This window comes from Micromonospora sp. WMMD736, assembly GCF_049179015.1.
Classification (GTDB): Bacteria; Actinomycetota; Actinomycetes; order Mycobacteriales; family Micromonosporaceae; genus Micromonospora.
Genome location: NZ_JBMHMI010000001.1, coordinates 3,015,020 through 3,032,508, shown reverse-complemented (window position 1 = coordinate 3,032,508; position 17,489 = coordinate 3,015,020). Strand labels below are relative to the sequence as shown.

At 73.0% G+C, this 17,489-nt stretch carries 17 protein-coding genes; 11 read left to right on the top strand and 6 right to left on the bottom strand.

Translation table 11 applies throughout. The annotated features are described in order from the left end of the window. Positions 1 to 18: 18 nt before the first annotated feature. From ACN269_RS13150 to ACN269_RS13125, 6 genes are all read left to right on the top strand, one after another. Positions 19 to 3,114, top strand: a complete 3,096-nt coding sequence (locus tag ACN269_RS13150) for an Rne/Rng family ribonuclease (protein ID WP_421472720.1) — start codon at positions 19 to 21, stop codon at positions 3,112 to 3,114. A gap of 116 nt (positions 3,115 to 3,230) precedes the next feature. Further along, the gene (locus tag ACN269_RS13145; RefSeq protein ID WP_421472719.1) at positions 3,231 to 3,695 is read left to right on the top strand and encodes a hypothetical protein; all 465 of its coding nucleotides are present in this window, start codon (positions 3,231 to 3,233) and stop codon (positions 3,693 to 3,695) included. Between the two features lie 167 nt (positions 3,696 to 3,862). After that, entirely contained in the window at positions 3,863 to 4,177 is a 315-nt protein-coding gene (gene rplU / locus ACN269_RS13140; protein WP_007464063.1) for a 50S ribosomal protein L21, read from the top strand. Positions 4,178 to 4,188: 11 nt separating this feature from the next. Next, a complete protein-coding gene (rpmA, locus tag ACN269_RS13135; protein WP_043966727.1) occupies positions 4,189 to 4,443 on the top strand; it encodes a 50S ribosomal protein L27 in 255 nt (84 codons plus the stop codon). 93 nt (positions 4,444 to 4,536) lie between these two features. Beyond that, positions 4,537 to 6,012 carry a GTPase ObgE gene (gene obgE / locus ACN269_RS13130; RefSeq protein ID WP_421472718.1) on the top strand — a complete coding sequence of 492 codons (1,476 nt, stop codon included), beginning with the start codon at positions 4,537 to 4,539 and terminating at the stop codon, positions 6,010 to 6,012. A gap of 70 nt (positions 6,013 to 6,082) precedes the next feature. Further along, positions 6,083 to 6,532 (top strand): GNAT family N-acetyltransferase, encoded by a 450-nt coding sequence (locus tag ACN269_RS13125; protein WP_421472717.1) that lies wholly within the window; start codon positions 6,083 to 6,085, stop codon positions 6,530 to 6,532. 34 nt (positions 6,533 to 6,566) lie between these two features. Here the strand turns inward: ACN269_RS13125 and ACN269_RS13120 are convergent, their stop codons facing one another. Both ACN269_RS13120 and ACN269_RS13115 read right to left on the bottom strand, forming a co-directional pair. Continuing rightward, positions 6,567 to 7,226: a DUF6766 family protein gene (locus ACN269_RS13120; RefSeq protein ID WP_421472716.1), complete on the bottom strand. Its 660-nt coding sequence runs from the start codon at positions 7,224 to 7,226 to the stop codon at positions 6,567 to 6,569. Between the two features lie 75 nt (positions 7,227 to 7,301). After that, complete coding sequence (locus tag ACN269_RS13115; RefSeq protein ID WP_421472715.1) at positions 7,302 to 7,793, bottom strand: DUF4383 domain-containing protein; 492 nt, start codon at positions 7,791 to 7,793, stop codon at positions 7,302 to 7,304. Between the two features lie 233 nt (positions 7,794 to 8,026). Between ACN269_RS13115 and ACN269_RS13110 the strand changes: the two genes are divergently transcribed. Genes ACN269_RS13110 through ACN269_RS13100 form a run of 3 tightly spaced genes read left to right on the top strand, consistent with a single transcriptional unit; the run spans position 8,027 to position 9,997 of the window. After that, a complete protein-coding gene (locus ACN269_RS13110) occupies positions 8,027 to 8,851 on the top strand; it encodes a hypothetical protein (protein ID WP_421472714.1) in 825 nt (274 codons plus the stop codon). A 31-nt stretch (positions 8,852 to 8,882) separates the two neighbouring features. Then, the gene (locus tag ACN269_RS13105) at positions 8,883 to 9,350 is read left to right on the top strand and encodes a phage holin family protein (RefSeq protein WP_421472713.1); all 468 of its coding nucleotides are present in this window, start codon (positions 8,883 to 8,885) and stop codon (positions 9,348 to 9,350) included. Then, positions 9,347 to 9,997 carry a DUF3618 domain-containing protein gene (locus ACN269_RS13100; protein WP_421472712.1) on the top strand — a complete coding sequence of 217 codons (651 nt, stop codon included), beginning with the start codon at positions 9,347 to 9,349 and terminating at the stop codon, positions 9,995 to 9,997. Before ACN269_RS13105 ends, ACN269_RS13100 begins: the two co-directional genes overlap by 4 nt. A gap of 97 nt (positions 9,998 to 10,094) precedes the next feature. On the opposite strand, the gene ACN269_RS13095 is transcribed toward ACN269_RS13100, so the two are convergent. Together ACN269_RS13095 and ACN269_RS13090 are read right to left on the bottom strand one after the other, a co-directional pair. Further along, positions 10,095 to 11,147, bottom strand: coding sequence for a glycosyltransferase (locus tag ACN269_RS13095; protein ID WP_421472711.1), 1,053 nt, complete (start codon positions 11,145 to 11,147; stop codon positions 10,095 to 10,097). 114 nt (positions 11,148 to 11,261) lie between these two features. Continuing rightward, positions 11,262 to 12,491 carry a cytochrome P450 gene (locus ACN269_RS13090; protein WP_421472710.1) on the bottom strand — a complete coding sequence of 410 codons (1,230 nt, stop codon included), beginning with the start codon at positions 12,489 to 12,491 and terminating at the stop codon, positions 11,262 to 11,264. 217 nt (positions 12,492 to 12,708) lie between these two features. Between ACN269_RS13090 and ACN269_RS13085 the strand changes: the two genes are divergently transcribed. Continuing rightward, positions 12,709 to 13,095: a hypothetical protein gene (locus tag ACN269_RS13085; RefSeq protein ID WP_421472709.1), complete on the top strand. Its 387-nt coding sequence runs from the start codon at positions 12,709 to 12,711 to the stop codon at positions 13,093 to 13,095. A gap of 123 nt (positions 13,096 to 13,218) precedes the next feature. Here ACN269_RS13085 and ACN269_RS13080 read toward each other — a convergent pair whose 3' ends face one another. After that, positions 13,219 to 13,437 (bottom strand): DUF397 domain-containing protein, encoded by a 219-nt coding sequence (locus ACN269_RS13080; protein ID WP_007464035.1) that lies wholly within the window; start codon positions 13,435 to 13,437, stop codon positions 13,219 to 13,221. 69 nt (positions 13,438 to 13,506) lie between these two features. Here ACN269_RS13080 and pepN point away from each other — a divergent pair, with 69 nt between their 5' ends. Beyond that, a complete protein-coding gene (gene pepN / locus ACN269_RS13075; RefSeq protein ID WP_421472708.1) occupies positions 13,507 to 16,023 on the top strand; it encodes an aminopeptidase N in 2,517 nt (838 codons plus the stop codon). Between the two features lie 101 nt (positions 16,024 to 16,124). On the opposite strand, the gene ACN269_RS13070 is transcribed toward pepN, so the two are convergent. Continuing rightward, entirely contained in the window at positions 16,125 to 17,339 is a 1,215-nt protein-coding gene (locus ACN269_RS13070) for an FAD-dependent monooxygenase (protein WP_421472707.1), read from the bottom strand. Positions 17,340 to 17,489 lie beyond the last annotated feature (150 nt).

Below are 17,489 nucleotides of genomic sequence, written 5' to 3'. Positions count from 1 at the left end.
CAGAACTGGAGAACGTCCATGCTCGAGAACGAGCCCGAGGGCGGCGAACGGACCGGTTCACAGCCGGCCGGGGAGACCGCTGAGCAGAGCAGCACCGACAGCATCACCGGCACCGAGCAGGCCACCGGCGCGGAGCAGACCGCGGCCGAGAACGCCGAGCCCGCCGCGAAGCCGCGCCGGGCGCGGACCACCCGGCGTCGGGCCGCCCCGTTGAACCAGCCGGAGCAGGCCGACGCGCCCGTCGAGGCGTCCACCGGTGGGGTCGGCGCTGTCGAGTCACCGCAGGCGGAGGTCTTCGCGCCGATCTCCGGTGACCAGGACGTCGCCCCGAAGACCCCCCGCCGTCGTCGCAAGGCCGTGCCGGTCGAGACGACCGCCGAGGAGCCGCTGGTCGCGGCCAGCGCGGAGCTGGCGTCGCCCGAGGTCGTTCCTCCGGTCAAGGTGACCCGCACCCGGCGCAAGAAGGCGACGCCGCCCGCTGTCGCGGAGCCCGAGCCCGCCGTGGTCGCGGAGCCGGCCGTCGAGGAGCCGCCCGCTGTCGCGGAGCCCGAGCCGGCTGCCGGCGAGCCCGAGGCGGCCGCCCCGGCCAACGCGCCCGCCGCCGACAACCCGGCGGAGTCCGATCTGCGCGAGGCCGAAGCCGAGCTGGGCGAGGCGCCGACCCTGCCGGCCGCGGCCGAGCAGGCGTTCGGCGATGTCGCGCCCGGTGTCGCCGTGGCGAACGTGACCGACGAGCCGATCGAGCCGGCCGACGTCATCGAGGCCGAGCCGCCGAAGACCCGCCGTCGTCGCGCCGCGCTCTCCGCGCCCACCGTGCTGTTCATGGCGCCCCAGCCGGATGCCGTGCCGGTGACCCGTCCGGCGGAGCCCGAGCCGGTCGCCGAGGAGCCCGCCGTCGAGGCCGAGCCCTCCCGTCGTCGGCGGCGCGGCCGCCGCGACGCGGAGCCGGTGGAGCCGATCGAGGCCGTCGAGGCCGAGGAGGAGCCGACCGAGGAGGCCGACGAGGCCACCGAGGCGGACGAGGACGACGAGGACAGTGCTGCCGCACGCCGTCGCCGCCGCCGTGGTCGCCGTGGTCGGGGCCGAGGCAAGGGTGGTGCCGACGAGGCCGAGGACGAGGAGTCCGACGAGGCGGCGCAGGCCGAGGAGGAGACCGCCGAGGCCGAGTCCGAGGGCGAGGGCGACGAGGACGAGGAGTCCGAGGGCGGGGACGGGATGACCCGCCGTCGCCGTCGCCGTCGTCGCCGGGGCGCGGGTGACACCGAGGGGGCCGCCGACGACGGCGTGCCGACCGTGGTCAAGATCCGCGAACCCCGTCGTACGGTCGACGAGGTCCAGGGCGTGTCCGGCTCGACCCGGCTGGAGGCCAAGCGCCAGCGTCGCCGGGACGGCCGGGAGCAGCGGCGTACGCGGCCGCCGATCCTCAGCGAGTCGGAGTTCCTGGCCCGCCGGGAGGCGGTGGACCGGGTGATGGCGGTCCGGCAGCGCGGTGACCGTACCCAGATCGCCGTCCTGGAGGACGGTGTGCTGGTCGAGCACTACGTCACCCGGAACTCCTCCGGCACGATGGCCGGCAACGTCTACCTGGGCAAGGTCCAGAACGTGCTGCCCAGCATGGAGGCGGCGTTCGTCGACGTCGGTCGGGGCCGCAACGCGGTGCTCTACGCCGGTGAGGTCAACTGGGACAGCTCCGGGCTGGAGGGGCGGGCCCGCTCGATCGAGCAGGCGCTGCGCTCCGGCGACTCGGTGCTGGTCCAGGTCACCAAGGACCCGATCGGGCACAAGGGCGCACGGCTGACCAGCCACATCGCGCTCTCCGGTCGGCACCTGGTCTACGTGCCCAACGGCAACGCCTCCGGGATCAGCCGCAAGCTGCCGGACAACGAGCGCAAGCGGCTGCGGGACGTGCTCAAGAAGCTGGTCCCGGACGGCGCGGGCGTGATCGTCCGGACGGCCGCCGAGGGTGCCAGCGAGGACGAGCTGGCCCGCGACGTCAAGCGGTTGCAGGCGCAGTGGGAGGACATCCAGGCCAAGGCCGCCGAGGGTGGCGCGCCGGTGCTGCTCTACGAGGAGCCCGACCTGGTCATCCGGGTGGTCCGGGACCTGTTCAACGAGGACTTCCGCGAGCTGGTCATCGAGGGCGAGCAGTCGTACGGCATGGTCGAGTCGTACCTGTCGCACGTCTCCCCGGACCTGGTCGACCGGGTCCGCCGGCACGTCGGCACGAACGACGTGTTCGCCGAGTACCGGATCGACGAGCAGATCATCAAGGGTCTGGACCGCAAGGTGTTCCTGCCGTCCGGCGGTTCACTGGTGATCGACAAGACCGAGGCCATGACGGTCGTCGACGTGAACACCGGCAAGTACACCGGCTCCGGCGGCAACCTGGAGGAGACGGTCACCCGCAACAACCTGGAGGCGGCGGAGGAGATCGTCCGCCAGCTCCGGCTGCGGGACATCGGCGGCATCGTGGTGATCGACTTCATCGACATGGTGCTCGAGTCGAACCGGGAGCTGGTGCTGCGCCGGCTCACCGAGTGCCTGGGTCGGGACCGCACCAAGCACCAGGTCACCGAGATCACCTCGCTCGGCCTGGTGCAGATGACCCGCAAGCGGATCGGCGCGGGCCTGCTGGAGGCGTTCAGCGAGACCTGCGAGTGCTGCAAGGGCCGGGGCGTCATCATCCACACCGAGCCGGTGCCGGAGAAGCCGCGCAACGGCGGGGCCGCGGAGAAGGTCAAGGCCGTCGCGTCGTCGGCACCGGCCGCCCCGGCCGCCCCGGCCGCGGAGAACGGCACGCCGTCCTCCCGCCGCCGGGCGCGCAAGAGCACCCCGGCCGAGCGCGCCGTGGTCGAGGTCGTCGACACCGACAACCGCGCCGAACCGGACGCCGACTACCAGGACACCATGGGGTACGACCTGTCCCGCTACGAGACGGAGACGGAGGCCGCCCCGGCGGTGTCCGACAGCCAGCGGGGTGAGTCGGCCCGGCTGGCCGCGGCGGACGACCCGGACGCTCTCGCCGACGCCGACGGCGACGAGGAGGCCGCCGAGGGTGGCACCGGACGTCGTCGTTCCCGCCGGGGTGGCGCCCGCCGACGGACCCGCCCCTGACGGCTGACCGGCCCGGTGTTTGACGAGGTCCCTTTCCCGGCAATGTGACGGGCGAGGGACCTCGCCGCTCGGGTCACCCCGACGCGGGAACGGTCGGGCCCGGTCAGGAGAAGAACATGCGTCGCCTGCTCGCTCGTACCCTGCTGGTGGTCGTACTCCTGACCGGAGCGGGCTGTTCCGACGACCGCTCGGGTGGCACGGGCCCGACCGGGTCCGGGGGGTCGACCGCCACCCCGGCCGGTCAGGTGGTGGGCGGCGACGTCCAGGTCTGTGCCGGGGCGCGGCGGGCCGGGGCCACCGCCGTCCGGGAATATGTCGAGGAGCTGGGCCGGATGGTGGCCGCGGTCGGCGCGGGTGACACCGTGACGGCCGACGCGGCCCGGACCCGGGCGCAGGCGGCGCTGGCCGGCTGGCGGGCCGCGCTGCGGGAGCAGCGGGCACAGGCCACCGACGCGCAGCTCAGGACGCTGCTCAGTGACCTCGGCACGGAGGTCGCCGCCCTCGGCGTCGACGTCGAGTCGATCGACGAGACCGAGCTGGACCGGCTCCAACAGCGCCTCGATCAGCTCTGCCCCCGGTGACCAGGGCGGGCCGGTTTGGGGTCCACGGCGGCGATGGCGTACTCTTGCCTACGGCCCACCTTTGGTGTGCCGAGTTCCCGCGTGCCCGCGCCGCCGTGCACTGCTACCCGGCGAGCCGCCGCGGGGACGACCAGTCAGCAGCCTCAACGACAGGGAGTCCGCCTCCGATGTACGCGATCGTCAAGACCGGCGGCAAGCAGTACAAGGTCGCCGAGGGCGACGTGATCGAGGTCGAGAAGCTCACCGGTGCCCCCGGTGACGCGGTGAAGCTCACCGCGGTGCTCCTCGTCGACGGTGACGACCTGGTGACCGACGCGGCGAAGCTTGCCGAGGTCGCGGTGTCCGGCGAGATCGCCGCGCACACCAAGGGCCCGAAGATCCGGATCCACAAGTTCAAGAACAAGACCGGCTACCACAAGCGCCAGGGTCACCGCCAGCCGTTGACCCAGGTCAAGGTGACCGGCATCTCCAGCGGGAAGTAGGTCGTCCTCCAATGGCTCACAAAAAGGGTGCGTCCAGCTCGCGTAACGGTCGTGACTCCGCGGCCCAGCGACTTGGCGTGAAGCGCTTCGGTGGTCAGGTCGTCAGCGCCGGTGAGATCCTCATCCGGCAGCGTGGCACCAAGTTCCACCCCGGTGACCTGGTCGGCCGTGGCGGCGACGACACGCTGTTCGCCCTGGCCGCCGGCTCGGTCCTGTTCGGCACCAAGCGCGGTCGCAAGACCGTCAGCATCGTTCCGCAGCAGTAGTTCTCTTCGCTGAGCGGGCCGCGGACCTCCGGGTCCCGGCCCGCTCGGCTTTTTCGACGTGCGGGGTCGACCCTCGCTGGAAGGATTGACGCCGTGGCGACGTTCGTTGACCGGGTCGTCCTGCATCTGCAGGCCGGCGATGGTGGGCACGGTTGTGTCTCGATCCACCGCGAGAAGTTCAAGCCCTTCGGTGGGCCGGACGGCGGCAACGGCGGCCACGGCGGCAGCGTGTCGCTGGTGGTCGACCCGCAGGTGACCACGCTGCTCGACTTCCACTTCCACCCGCACGTCAAGGCCGACAACGGCAAGGGCGGCGCCGGGTCGAACCGGGACGGGGCCAACGGCCACAACCTGGTACTCAAGGTGCCCAACGGCACGGTCGTGCAGACCACCGACGGCACCGTGCTGGCCGACATGGTCGGCGCCGGCACCACCTTCGAGGTGGCCCGGGGCGGGCGTGGCGGGCGCGGCAACGCCTCGCTGGCCAACGCCCGGCGCAAGGCGCCCGGCTTCGCCGAGTTGGGGGAGCCCGGCGACCAGCTCGACATCGTGCTGGAGTTGAAGAGCGTCGCCGACGTCGGCCTGGTGGGTTTCCCGTCGGCCGGCAAGTCGTCGCTGATCTCGGTGATCTCCGCCGCGAAGCCGAAGATCGCCGACTACCCGTTCACCACCCTCGTGCCGAACCTCGGCGTGGTCCGGCTGGACAACCACACCTTCACCGTCGCCGACGTGCCGGGCCTGATCCCCGGCGCGGCCACCGGCAAGGGCCTGGGCCTGGAGTTCCTGCGGCACATCGAGCGCTGCGCGGTGCTGGTGCACGTCATCGACTCGGCGACCCTGGAGCCGGGCCGCGACCCGGTCGCCGACATCGACGCGATCGAGGCCGAGCTGAGCCAGTACGGCGGGCTGGCCGACCGCCCCCGGTTGGTGGCCGTCAACAAGGTCGACGTGCCGGACGGCCGGGACCTCGCCGAGATCGTCCGCCCCGACCTCGAGGAGCGCGGCTACCGGGTGTTCGAGGTCTCGGCGGCCACCCGGGAAGGGCTCAAGGAGCTGACGTACGCGATGGCCGAACTGGTCGAGGCCGAGCGTAAGGCCGCCCCGCCGGCCGAGCCGACCCGGATCGTGATCCGGCCGATGGCCGTGGACGACGCCGGCTTCACCATCACGGCGGAGGCCGACGGGTCGTTCACCGTGCGCGGCGTACGCCCGGAGCGGTGGGTCAAGCAGACCAACTTCGACAACGACGAGGCGGTCGGCTACCTCGCCGACCGGCTGGCCCGCCTCGGGGTGGAGGACAAGCTCGCCAAGGCCGGCGCCGAGCCCGGTGACCTGGTCCGGATCGGTGAGCGCGAGTTCGACTGGCAGCCGACGCTCTACGCGGGTGTGGAGTTCGTGCCCGGTAACCGGGGCACCGACGTACGCCTGGAGGAGAAGTCGAGCCGGGCGTCGGCGGCGGAGCGGCTGGCCGCGCGCAAGGCCCGCCGGGTGCGCCCGGCCGACGAGGTCGGCGTGGACGAGGTCGGCGCGGACGCGGGCGACGACGACATCGAGGATGACGCCGAGTAGCCGGTTGCGCTCCGTGATCGGGTTGATTGCTGGAAACCTTCGCGAAATCCATCCCGCTTAACGTCGGGTGATGCTGATCGAGTCGCGGCCCGCCATCGATCCCGAGATCGCCGCCCTGGTCGTCGCCCAGCAGCGTGAGCTGCGCGACGCTGACGGCGGGTTGGACGGGCAGGTCACCGTCACCCACGACGACATCCGCTACCTGGCCGTGGTGGTGCGCGGTCGGGCGGTCGCCTGTGGCGGGCTCCAGTCGCTCGACGCCGCCACCGGCGAGGTCAAGCGGATGTACGTGCGGCCGGCGTACCGGGGCCGGGGTATCGCCCGGCAACTGCTCGCCGCCCTGGAGGAGTGCGCTTTCCAGCAGGGGCACACGGTGGTCTGCCTGGAGACCGGCACGTACCTGCCGGCGGCCATCGGGCTGTACACGTCGTGCGGCTACGAACCGATCCCGGTGTACGGCGAGTACGTCGGCAACCCGTACAGCGTCTGCTTCGCCAAGCGGCTCCCGATCGCGGCCTGACGGGCCACCGGTGCTCCGGTCGGCAGTGGTGGCCTCAGGCGCCGGTCTCGGCGTGCGCGACGGTGACCGGCTTCGACTCCGGTGAAGCGTGCTGCCGCAGCACGATGCTCAGCAGGATGAGGGCGCCGACCGCCAGGAACTCGCTCTGCCAGTTCTGCATGGACTGGAACCAGAAGTCGCTCGTGCCGAGGAAGTCCCACACACTGACCGGCGGCGCTCCGCTCTGCAACGCCTGCTCCTGGTTGTAGGCGGCCGTGCCGCCGAGCAGGTGCCCGACGAACGAGCCGGCGAAGATCAGCAGCAGCGCGATGGAGAGGCTGTTGCGGTAGACCACCAGGGGCAGGCCACCGGCGCGTACCGGCCACGGCGACCGCGCGGTGGCCCGGCGGGCGTCGTCCTCCGGCCGGTCGGTCTGGTCGACCGGCTTCGACTCGGCCGAGCCGCGCTGCACCAGGTACGCGGTGAGCAGCACGTACCCGCCCATCTGGAGGAACTCCGACTCCCAGTTCTCGAAGACGGCCTCGGCGAAGTGCCCGCTGGTCAGGTACGCGGGCCAGCTCAGCGGGGCCGCGCCGAACTCGGTCAGCTCCTCGTTGTGGGTCTGCCAGCCGAATACGCTCTGCAGGACCAGGAACACCACGAAGGCACCCAGCATCGCGGCGGCGAGCGCGTTGTCGCGTATCCAGCGAGGCATCATCGACCTCCTTCACGGATCATCACCCGTGACGTACCCCTGCCGCCGTCGCTCTCAAACGTGCGAAGCAGCAGCTCAGGGTCGGTCGATCGGGGTGTCGAGGCGTCCGCCGGTCCCGGCCTCGTTCGACAGCAGCAGGCCGAGCGCCAGCATGCCGAAGCCGAGCGCGAGGTGCAGCCAGTTGTCGGCGCCGTTGACGGGCAGGATGTTCGCGCCGCCGCTCTCGTCGATCGCCTCGATCGCCAGTCCGTACAGCCAGAGGGCCAGGTAGATCGCGCCGCCGCCGGCCAGGAAGACCCGCGCGCCGGCGACGCTGCGGGCCAGCGCCAGGCCCACCAGCCCGAACAGCAGGTGTACGGCGTTGTGCAGGATCGAGACCTGGAACACGCCGAGCAGCTTGGCCTCGGAGTGGTGCCCGGCGAAGCTCAGCTCCCCGTAGTCGGTCGTGATGCCGGGGATGTAGCCGAGGACGCCGATCAGCAGGAAGACCCCGGCCACGACCAGCGCGGCGACCTGCACCCGGGGTCGGGGCGCGGCGGGCCGGCCGCCCCGCGCGTCTCGTGCCATCGGTGCCCCTTTCGTGGATCTGCCCGGTCCCGCGAACGTCACTGTCCGCAGCGGCGAGGTGACGCAGCCCGACGATCCTCCATTTTGAAGTCGGTCCCGGCCCTCGCGCAGAGAAATGCACGAACAGGTATGGAAGCCAAAACGCCGGGTAGGTGAGTTGTCAGCGGCCACGGGCGACACGGCCGCATCCCCCCAGCACAACCGCGAAGACACTTCCGAGCGGAAGGGAAATCATGACTTACGATCTGTCACCCACGACCTCCACCTACGGTCACGAGTCCACCAACGGCGGCGGCGTCCGCGAGCAGGCCCGGCACGTCGGGTCCGAGGCGGCGCACGCCGGTGGCGCGGTCGCCCAGACCGCCAAGGAGCAGGGCACCGAGGTCGGCCGCGAGGCCGTCCGGCAGGCCCGCAACCTCTACGGCGAGGCCCGCACCCAGCTCGCCAGCCAGACCGGTGAGCAGCAGCGCCGGGCGGCCGGCGGACTGCGGTCGATCGCCGACGAGATGCGCTCGATGGCCGAGCAGGGTGGTCAGGCTGGTCCGGTGAGCGAGCTGGCCCGCCAGGCCGCCGACCGGGTGCACGGCGTGGCCGGCTGGCTCGAGGAGCGCGAGCCCGGCGACCTGATCAACGAGGTACGCGACTACGCGCGGCGCAACCCGGGCACGTTCTTGGTCGGCGCGGCGGTGCTGGGTGTGCTGGCCGGTCGACTGACCCGCGGCATCTCGGCCTCCGGTGACGACTCCGGCAACGGCTCCGCCGGTTACCGCGGCGCGGGCGCGTACGACCCGGAGCGCACCGCGGTGATCCCCACGCCGCCGCCGGCGCCCCGTACGGCTGCGGACACCACCCCGGCCGGCGGCTACCTCGACCCGACCCCGGGCACCTACACCGAGCCGACCTCCGGCGGTTACGCCGAGCCGACGCCGGGCGGCTACCGCGACCCGGCCCGTCCGGGCGGTTACACCGAGCCGGCGAGCACCGGTCAGCCGCTGCCGCCGGTGACCCAGACCGACCCGCTGCCGGGCGTGCCGTCCAGCGGCAGCCCCCGCCCGTGAGGCGCCGAGTCATCCGAAAGGAGGCGGCGGCATGAGCATGCCGACGCAGGGGTCCGGACTGGACTCCGGTTACCACCCCGACGCGGGTGCCCCGCACACCGCGGCCGAGGTGAAGGGCAGCTCGATCGGTGACCTGATGCGTCAGGTCACCACCGACCTGTCGACGCTGATGCGCCAGGAGGTCGAGCTGGCCAAGGCCGAGATCCGGCAGGAGGGCAAGAAGGCCGGCAAGGCCGCGGGTCTCTTCGGCGGCGCCGGCTTCGGCGGCTACATGGTGGCCCTCTTCGTGTCGATCGCCATCTGGCAGTTCCTGGACAACGTCATGGACTCCGGCCTCGCCGCGCTGATCGTGGCCGTGATCTGGGCCGTGGTCGCCGCCGTCCTCTACTCGGCAGCCAAGAAGAACGCCCAGCACGTACGCGGGCTCAAGCAGACCAACGACAGCGTGCAGCGGATCCCCGACGCGCTCAAGCCCCACCCGGAGGGAGTCACCCGATGAGCACCGATCCCGACCAGATCCGCCGGGAGATCGAAGCCACCCGCAACAGCCTCAGCTCCGATGTGGACGCGCTGGCGTACAAGGTCAGCCCCAGCCGCATCGTCGACGACCGTAAGCAGCGGGCCCGCTCCGCGCTGCAGAATGTGAGGGACAAGGTCATGGGAACCGCTTCCGACCTCGGCCACGGCACCGGCCACGCCGCCCACTCGGTGGGCGACCGGGCCTCGTCGGCGGCGTCCAGCGTCAGCGACGCCGCGCACTCGGCGGCCTCCTCCGTCAGCGACGCCGCCCACAGCGCGCCCCGGGTCATCCGGCAGAAGTCACAGGGCAACCCGCTCGCCGCCGGTCTGATCGCCTTCGGCGTGGGCTGGCTAGCCTCCTCGCTGATCCCCGCCTCGCGCCGGGAGCAGCAGGCCGCCGCCCAGGTGAAGGAGAAGGTCGGTGAGCACAGCGGCGTCGTCAAGGAGAAGCTGGGCGAGGTGGCCAGTGAGCTCAAGGACGAGCTGCGCGAGCCGGCCCAGCACGCGGCCGAGTCGGTGAAGAGCACCGCCCAGGACGCCGTGCACGCGGTCAAGGACGACGGTCGTTCGGCCGCCCAGGACGTCAAGGATCAGGCCCAGCAGGCCCGCCAGCAGGTCAGCTCCTGAAGACACCAACGTCCACGACGGCTCGCGGCCACCCGGTGGCTGCGAGCCGTCGCCGCATCTCCCCGCGATCTTGCAGTTGCTGTTGCCGTTCTGTCGCCTAACGAGGCTTCTGTCCCAGCAGAAAGTGCAAGATCGCGGGGACTTGGGGGTGGGGCTGGGCCGGGGTGCGGATTCGGGTGTCGCCGTAGCGGGTGCCGCCTCTCAGGAGGCGCTGGGTCAGCGCCAGCCAGCTGCAGATGCCGCGTTCGAGGAGCCAGAGGGGCGCGGCCAGCGCGGTGCTCGGTGGGAAGACGGCGGTGCCGGCGGCGCGGCGGCGACCCGCCTCGGCCAGCGCGACGACGGTGGCCGTCATGCCGAGCAGCAGCCGGGGCCGGCGGGACGCGACCGCCGTGGCCAGCGCGGGCAGGACCGCGAGCGCGGTCAGCAGGCGGACCGGCTGGGCCAGGTCGTCGTACGCCTGCCGGACCCGCTGGCCCCGGAAGTGCGCCGTGTCCGGCGGCAGCCGGCGTACGTACAGCCACGGCGGCGCGGCCTCGCTGCCGCCGTACGCGTGCACGGTGCGGATCAGCTCCAGGTTCTCGAAGAGCACGTCGGGGTCGTACCCGCCCATGGCGACGAACGTGCTGCGGCGTACCGCCAGGGTGCCGGGGTAGTCGTTGCCGAGGGCCCGGTTGAGCAGCGTCCGCCCGGTGTCCCACCAGGCGTGCCAGGGCAGGGGGTCGAAGTAGTTCTGCGGCCGGACCAGGTCGACCCGGTCCAGCAGTCGGTGCACCGCGTGGAGCCCGGCCTCGTCGTAGCGGACGTCGTCGTCGGCGATCACCACGTGCTCGTGGCGTGCCGCGCCCACGCCGGTGTGCACCCCCACCACCTTCCCGTTGAGCCCGCGCCGAGCGGGGTCGGGCCGCAGGTGCCGGACCAGCCCGTGCCAGGCCGCCGCGTGCCGGGCGAACAGCTCCGGAGTCGACCCGTCGACCACGACCACGTCGACGAGACCGCCCAGCCGGCGCAGGTAGCCGGTCAGCTCGTCCAGGCCGGCGTCGGTGTGCCAGCGCAGCGGCAGGACGTACGCCATCGGCAGGGCCGTCGGCGGCAGGGCGGCCGGCGGTGTGTCGGCGTCGCGCCGGTCGGCGCCGGGTGCCGGGGAGAGCATCGGCGCCTCCTGGGCAGGTGGATGCGGTGCGTCGCCGCGCCCTGCGCCTGCCCGTTGCCCGGCCGTCCAAACCCGGACGAGGCGTCGGCGCCCACACCTGCGGGTGGGGCGAGATCAGGCGCGGCGGACGTTGGTGACGGTCATCCGGCCGGGCGGCAGGGCGGGCATCCGGTGCAGCTCCAGGCGTAGATCCTGTGGCGGCACCTCGTAGCGCATGCCGCCGGTCAGCTGGGTGACCGCCCGCTTCATCAGGTCGATGGTGATCCACTCGCCGGCGCAGCGGTGCCCGGCGGTGTGGTCGCCGCCGCCCTGCGCGATCAGCGCGAACGGGTCCACGCGCCGGTCGGCGAACCGCTCGGGGCGGAACAGGTCCGGTTCGGGCCAGAGCGCCGGATGGTGGTTCGTGCCGTACAGGTCGAGCAACACCCGTCGCCCCTGCGGGAAGTGGTGGCCCTGCCAGTCGAAGGAGCGCCGGACCCGGGCGGCGGCCATCGGGAAGAACGGGTAGTAGCGGCGTACCTCCTGGACGAACTGCTCGGTGGCCTCGTCGTCGCCCCGGACCCGCTGACGCCAGCCGGGATGGTCGCGCAGCGCGAGCGCGGCGAAGACGATGTACCGGTCCACGGCGACCGTGGGACGAAGCAGGTTGAGCAGTTCGACGGCGGCGATCCGGCGGGGGAGCAGCGCGCCGCGCGCGTCGCGGTACTCGGCGACCACCCGTAGCGGGCTGTCGGTCGGAGCCGGGTGGATGCCGACACGGGTCCGTTCGACGAGGTCGCCGATCCAGCGTTCGGCGCGGCGACGGGCGAGCAGGCCCCGCCAGTGCCGTGGGCCGACGACCGCCGGGCCCTCGATCATGGCGTGCAGGTCGACGGCCCGGCGGTCGACCTGCGACGTGGCCAGCGGCACGCCGGCCCAGGCGCAGACCACCCGGGTCAGCAGCCGACCCAGCTCGTCGTAGAGCGGCACCGCGCCGGCCGCCTCCCAGGCGGGAATTCGTGCCTGCCACTCGGCGTCGAAGAGGTGCCCGAGTCGCCCGATCGCCGTCGGCGTCATGATCGACATGAACATGGCCTTGCGGTCGGTGTGCGCGGCGCCGTCCAGCCCCTGCACGCCGCCCCGGCCGGTGAGGGTCCGCTGAATCCGCAGCGGCATGGCGCCCTCGCGCTGGAAGCGCCCGGTGTCGTAGAACAGCTCGGCGGCCGGCCGACCCCGCAGGCAGATGGTCGGCGCGAGCAGGATCCGGGTCGAGAAGACGTCGCTGCCCACCCGGTCGCAGCGTTCCCCGATGAACCGGTAGCCGGTGCGCAGCAGGGTGAGGGTGCTGTCCGGCATGATCGCCATCGGGCCTCCTCGGGTTCCGGCGGCGGCCCGTGTCGCCGCCGTGGCACGTCTACCCTCGTGGCCGCCGCGCAATCCCCGCGTCGACAGCGCGTCCGCTGGCCCCTCCCACGGGCGGCGGGACCTGGTTTGCTAGCCGGTGGGGGCGTCGCCGACCGGCACCGTCGGACGACGGAGGCGACCCCGCCGGGCCGACGTCCACGACCACGGGGGAGGACCCATGAACGACAACAGGTCGCCGCGCTGGCGGCTGCGGCGGGCGGTCGAGACGCCGGGTGCGGGTCGGGCCGCGCGGCCGCTGATCGGCCCGCCCGGTCGGCCGGCTCGGCCACGCCGGTTCTTCACCGTGCACCTGGGCTTCACCGCGCCGGGCCCGGCCGACGCGCTCGAACAGGCGGTGGCGTACGCGGAGGCGCTGAGTCTGCTCCGCCCGGAGCTGGCGCTCGGTGCGGCGGCCCTGTCGCCGGCCGATGCGTGGCACCGGGCCGAGCGGCTGTTCTGCGGCGCGGTCGGCCCGGACGGCGAACGCTGCGTCGACGTGGCCGACCATCCGGGCTTCCACCACGCGCCAGGCCCGGGTGGCCTGGGCTGGGGCGACGGCGACTAGGGGGTTGTGTGACGACGTGCCCCAACCCGGCTGACAAGCCGCACCGCACGCTCGCACCCATCGGCGCGACCCGTGCCGGTGTCCTCTCTTTCGAAGACGCCGGCACGGGCGACCGACGGTCGATCAGTCGAGGTCGAACTCGCCGTCCTGCGCGCCGGCCACGAACGCGTCCCACTCGGCCTGGGTGAAGACCAGCACCGGGCCCTCCGGCTCGGCGGAGTTGCGCATCCCGATCAGGTCGTCGACGAAGGCGACCTCGACAGCGCTCTCGGAGGTGTCCCCCTCGGCCCGTTGCCAGACCGCGCGGGAGAGGTCGAAATCGCCCTTGGGGTGCTGCGCCATGGTTCTTTCCTCCACTGCAGGGGGCCAGGTGGGGACCGCATGCCGATCCCCATCGGGCAGGATAAGCGGATGCCGAGCCTGACCCGTGTAGAGGCGACCGCGCGTGGCGCGGCGATTACTGTCGAGTCCTATCAGGTGGACCTCGACCTGACCGGCGACGGCGACCTGTTCCGGTCCCGCGTCGAGATCCGGTTCCGGGCGGCCGCCGGCACCGCCACCTTCGCCGAGGTCAAGCCCGCAAACCTGCTTTCGGTACGCCTCAACGACCGCCCCGTCGACCCCGCCACCCTGACCGACAACCGGCTGCCGCTGGGCGAGCTCGATCCGACCAACACCCTCGTCGTCGAGGCGGAGATGGCCTACTCCAACACCGGCGAAGGGCTGCACCGCTTCGTCGACCCGGCGGACGGCGAGACCTACCTCTACGCGATGTCGTTCCTCGACAACGCCCAGCGCATCTTCGCCGCGTTCGACCAGCCCGACCTGAAGGCCCCGTTCACCCTCACGGTCACCGCGCCGCCGCAGTGGACGGTCTCCGGCAACGCCGCGGTGGCAGCCACCCCGGCCCCGGGGCGCTGGGAGTTCGCCCCGACCGCGCCGCTGGCGACGTACTTCTTCTCGCTGATCGCGGGGCCGTACCACGTGCGCCGGGCCGAGCACGACGGCATCCCGTTGGCGATCTACTGTCGACGGTCGCTCGCCGAGCACCTGGACACCGACGCCGAGGAGATCTTCGACATCACCGGGCGGTGCCTCGACCGGTTCCACCAGCTCTTCACCGAGCGCTACCCGTTCGGCAAGTACGACCAGGCGTTCGTGCCCGAGTTCAACGCCGGCGCGATGGAGAACCCCGGCATCGTCACGTTCCGCGACGACTACGTGTTCCGGTCGGCGGTCACCGACAGCCAGCGCGAGGTGCGGGCCACCACGATCGCGCACGAGATGGCGCACATGTGGTTCGGTGACCTGGTCACCATGCGCTGGTGGGACGACCTGTGGCTCAACGAGTCCTTCGCCGAGTACCTGGGCACCCGGGTCACCGCCGAGGCGACCCGCTTCGACCAGGCGTGGACGACGTTCGCCATGCGCCGCAAGGCCTGGGGGTACGCGGCCGACCAGCGTCCCTCCACCCACCCGGTCGCGCCCGAGGAGGTCGCCGACGCCGACGAGGGCCTGCTCAACTTCGACGGGATCTCGTACGCCAAGGGCGCCGCCGTGCTGCGGCAACTGGTCGCCTGGCTCGGCGACGAGGCCTTCCTCGCCGGCCTGAACGCGCACTTCGCCGCGCACCGCTTCGGCAACGCCACCCTGGCCGACCTGCTGGCCAGCCTCTCCGCCGCCAGCGGCCGGGACCTGTCCGGTTGGGCCGAGCTGTGGCTGCGCCGGCCGCAGGTCAACACGTTGCGGGCCGAGGTCGGCGTCGACGCCGACGGCCGCTACACCGAGGTCGCCGTGGTGCAGACCGCCCCCGAGTCCCACCCGGTGCTGCGTCCGCACCGCATCGGCGTGGGCCGGTACGCGGCGGACGGCACCGTCCAGCGCGCGGAGGTGAGTCTGGATCCGGCCGTCGACGGTGGTCGTACGGTGCTCGGCGCGCTGACCGGCGAGCCGGCGGTCCCGGTGCTGCTGCTCAACGACGGTGACCTCACGTACGCCAAGGTGCGCCTCGACGCGGCGTCGGCGGACGCCGTCGCGCTGGTGCTGCCGGGCCTGACCGACCCGCTGGGCCGGGCGGTGCTCTGGGGCGAGGCGCTGGACGCGGTGACCGACGGTGAGCGGCCGGTCGGCGGCCTGGTCGACCTGATGGTGGCGGCGCTGCCCGCCGAGACCGAGGTGATCATCGCGGAGGACGTGCTGCTCCTCAGCCGATCGCTGGTGGACCGGTACCTCGACCCGCTGGCCCGTGCGACGGCGCTGGCCCGGATCGCCGAGGCGTGCCGGCGTCTGCTCGACGGCGCGCCGGCGGGGGAGTCGGTGCAGCTCGCCGCCGCGCGCGGCTGGATCGCCGCGACCACCGACAGCGACCTGCTCGTCGGCTGGCTCGCCGGGCGGGACGTGCCGGCCGGGCTGGCCGTCGACGCGGAGCTGCGCTGGGCGGTACTGCGCCGGCTCGTGGTGCTGGGCGCGGCGGGCGAGGCGGAGATCGCCGCCGAGGCGCGGGCCGACGTCAGCGCCGCCGGGGCGGAACAGGCCGCCTACTGCCGGGCCGCCGTGGGCGACCCGGCTGCCAAGCAGGCGGCGTGGGAGATCATCGTGCGGGAGACCGAGCTGTCCAACCGGCTGCTGGAGGCGACGGCGGAGGGGTTCTGGCAGCCCGAGCAGGCCGACCTGACCGCCGGGTACGTCGGGCGGTACTTCGCCGAGATGCCGGCCGCCGCTCGTCGGCGTACCCCGTGGACGGCCGACCGGGTGGCGAAGCTGGCGTTTCCCCGCTACGCCGTGGCGCAGCCGACCCGGGAGGCGGCCGCGGCGTTGCTGGCCCGCGACGACCTGACGGCGGGCCTGCGGCGGGTGGTCACCGACGCCGACGACGACCTGCGGCGGGCGCTCGTGGCCCGCACGGCGGTGGCCGCCGCCTCGGCCTGAGGCCGACGGGGTGGCGTGGCCGGCTCGGTCCGAGACCGAGCCGGCCACCCCCGCAAGTGGTCGGGCGCGGGGTGGCCCAGGGGTCACCCCCGCGCCCGTGCTCAGCGCAGCGCGGGCTCGGCCGTGACCGGGGCGTCGAAGTCGATGACGTAGCGCTGTTCGTGGGCGATGGTCCGCTCCGGGTCCATCGCGGTGCGCACCAACAGCGGCATCAGCAGGGGCAGCAGCGTCCGGGCGACCGGGCCGGGGGCCTTGGCGTGGTTGATCCGTGCCGCGCGGGCGGCGACCTTCTCGACCCGGGTGCGACGCAGCCGCACGTACGCCTCGAACGCCGACGTCACGTCGGGCAGGTCCCGCAGGCACCGGGCGAGCTGCACCGCGCTCTCGATGGCGAGCGACGCGCCCTGCCCGGAGCTGTTCGACGGCGCGTGCGCGGCGTCGCCGACCAGCACCATGCGCCCCCGGTGCCAGTGCGGCACGGGTGGCATGATCTGCAACGCGCCGACCACCTGGAGATCGTCGGCGGAGCTGGTGGCCATCAACTCGCGGCCCGGGTCGTCGTCGCCGTAGGTGGCGCGCAACGTGTCCAGCCACTGCCGCGCGGGCACCGCACGGGCCTCGACGAGGCTCATCGGCCGTTGCCCCGGCAGGTTGACGCCCCACCGGGTGCCGCCACCCGGCTCCGGCCAGTACAGGTAGTAGCCGCGCCGACCGAAGGCGAACGTCATCGTGCCCGCCTCGGCGTCCACCTCGTGCCGGGCGACCGCCTCGAAGCCGAGCAGTCCGGTGAACCGGGGGCCGGGCGCGGCCGGATCGATGAGGCCACGGACCGTGGACCGGATGCCGTCCGCGCCGATCAGGACGTCGGCGGTCACCGTGCTGCCGTCCGCGAAACGCGCGGTCACGCCGTCGTCGGTCTGCGTGACGTCGACAAGTCGTCTGCCGTACGCGAAGGTGATGCCCGCGGCGACGGCCCGGTCGTGCAGCACCCGGTGCAGCTCGGCCCGGTGCACCACGCGCAGCGGCGGCACCCCGGCCAGCGTCGGCAGGTCGACGCGTCGGGCGCCGACGGCCATGACGCTGCGGTGGATGGGTGTGGCGATCGCCGTCACCGCCTCGTCCGCGCCGACCGTCCGCAGGGCTGCCACGCCGTTGGGCGCGAGCGCGAGGGTGCCGCCGATGCCACCCGCTCCGCTGGCGGTCGCCGGGTACGCCTCGGCGACGGTGGCGGTGATGCCGGCGCGGTGCAGCGCGAGGGCCGTCACCGGCCCGGCGATGCCGCCGCCGATGACGAGTGCGGTTCGTACCGTTGTCATGCTCTTTCTCCCTGGTGTCGTCGCGTGGGTGCGGACGAACCGTCCTGGGAGGGAACCCGGTTATCCTCGTGGTTGCCGCTTCGGGCCGGGTGCCTGCTCAGGTGTCGGTTCGAGGTAGGGCTCCGGCGGGGTGTTGGCGCACCCCGCCGG

Coding starts and splice junctions, on each gene's coding strand:
- ACN269_RS13150 (WP_421472720.1), top strand. CDS start 19: ATGCTCGAGAACGAGCCCGAGGGCGGCGAACGGACCGGTTCACAGCCG.
- ACN269_RS13145 (WP_421472719.1), top strand. CDS start 3,231: ATGCGTCGCCTGCTCGCTCGTACCCTGCTGGTGGTCGTACTCCTGACC.
- rplU (WP_007464063.1), top strand. CDS start 3,863: ATGTACGCGATCGTCAAGACCGGCGGCAAGCAGTACAAGGTCGCCGAG.
- rpmA (WP_043966727.1), top strand. CDS start 4,189: ATGGCTCACAAAAAGGGTGCGTCCAGCTCGCGTAACGGTCGTGACTCC.
- ACN269_RS13125 (WP_421472717.1), top strand. CDS start 6,083: ATGCTGATCGAGTCGCGGCCCGCCATCGATCCCGAGATCGCCGCCCTG.
- ACN269_RS13120 (WP_421472716.1), bottom strand. CDS start 7,226: ATGCCTCGCTGGATACGCGACAACGCGCTCGCCGCCGCGATGCTGGGT.
- ACN269_RS13115 (WP_421472715.1), bottom strand. CDS start 7,793: ATGGCACGAGACGCGCGGGGCGGCCGGCCCGCCGCGCCCCGACCCCGG.
- ACN269_RS13110 (WP_421472714.1), top strand. CDS start 8,027: ATGACTTACGATCTGTCACCCACGACCTCCACCTACGGTCACGAGTCC.
- ACN269_RS13105 (WP_421472713.1), top strand. CDS start 8,883: ATGAGCATGCCGACGCAGGGGTCCGGACTGGACTCCGGTTACCACCCC.
- ACN269_RS13100 (WP_421472712.1), top strand. CDS start 9,347: ATGAGCACCGATCCCGACCAGATCCGCCGGGAGATCGAAGCCACCCGC.
- ACN269_RS13095 (WP_421472711.1), bottom strand. CDS start 11,147: ATGCTCTCCCCGGCACCCGGCGCCGACCGGCGCGACGCCGACACACCG.
- ACN269_RS13090 (WP_421472710.1), bottom strand. CDS start 12,491: ATGGCGATCATGCCGGACAGCACCCTCACCCTGCTGCGCACCGGCTAC.
- ACN269_RS13085 (WP_421472709.1), top strand. CDS start 12,709: ATGAACGACAACAGGTCGCCGCGCTGGCGGCTGCGGCGGGCGGTCGAG.
- ACN269_RS13080 (WP_007464035.1), bottom strand. CDS start 13,437: ATGGCGCAGCACCCCAAGGGCGATTTCGACCTCTCCCGCGCGGTCTGG.
- pepN (WP_421472708.1), top strand. CDS start 13,507: ATGCCGAGCCTGACCCGTGTAGAGGCGACCGCGCGTGGCGCGGCGATT.
- ACN269_RS13070 (WP_421472707.1), bottom strand. CDS start 17,339: ATGACAACGGTACGAACCGCACTCGTCATCGGCGGCGGCATCGCCGGG.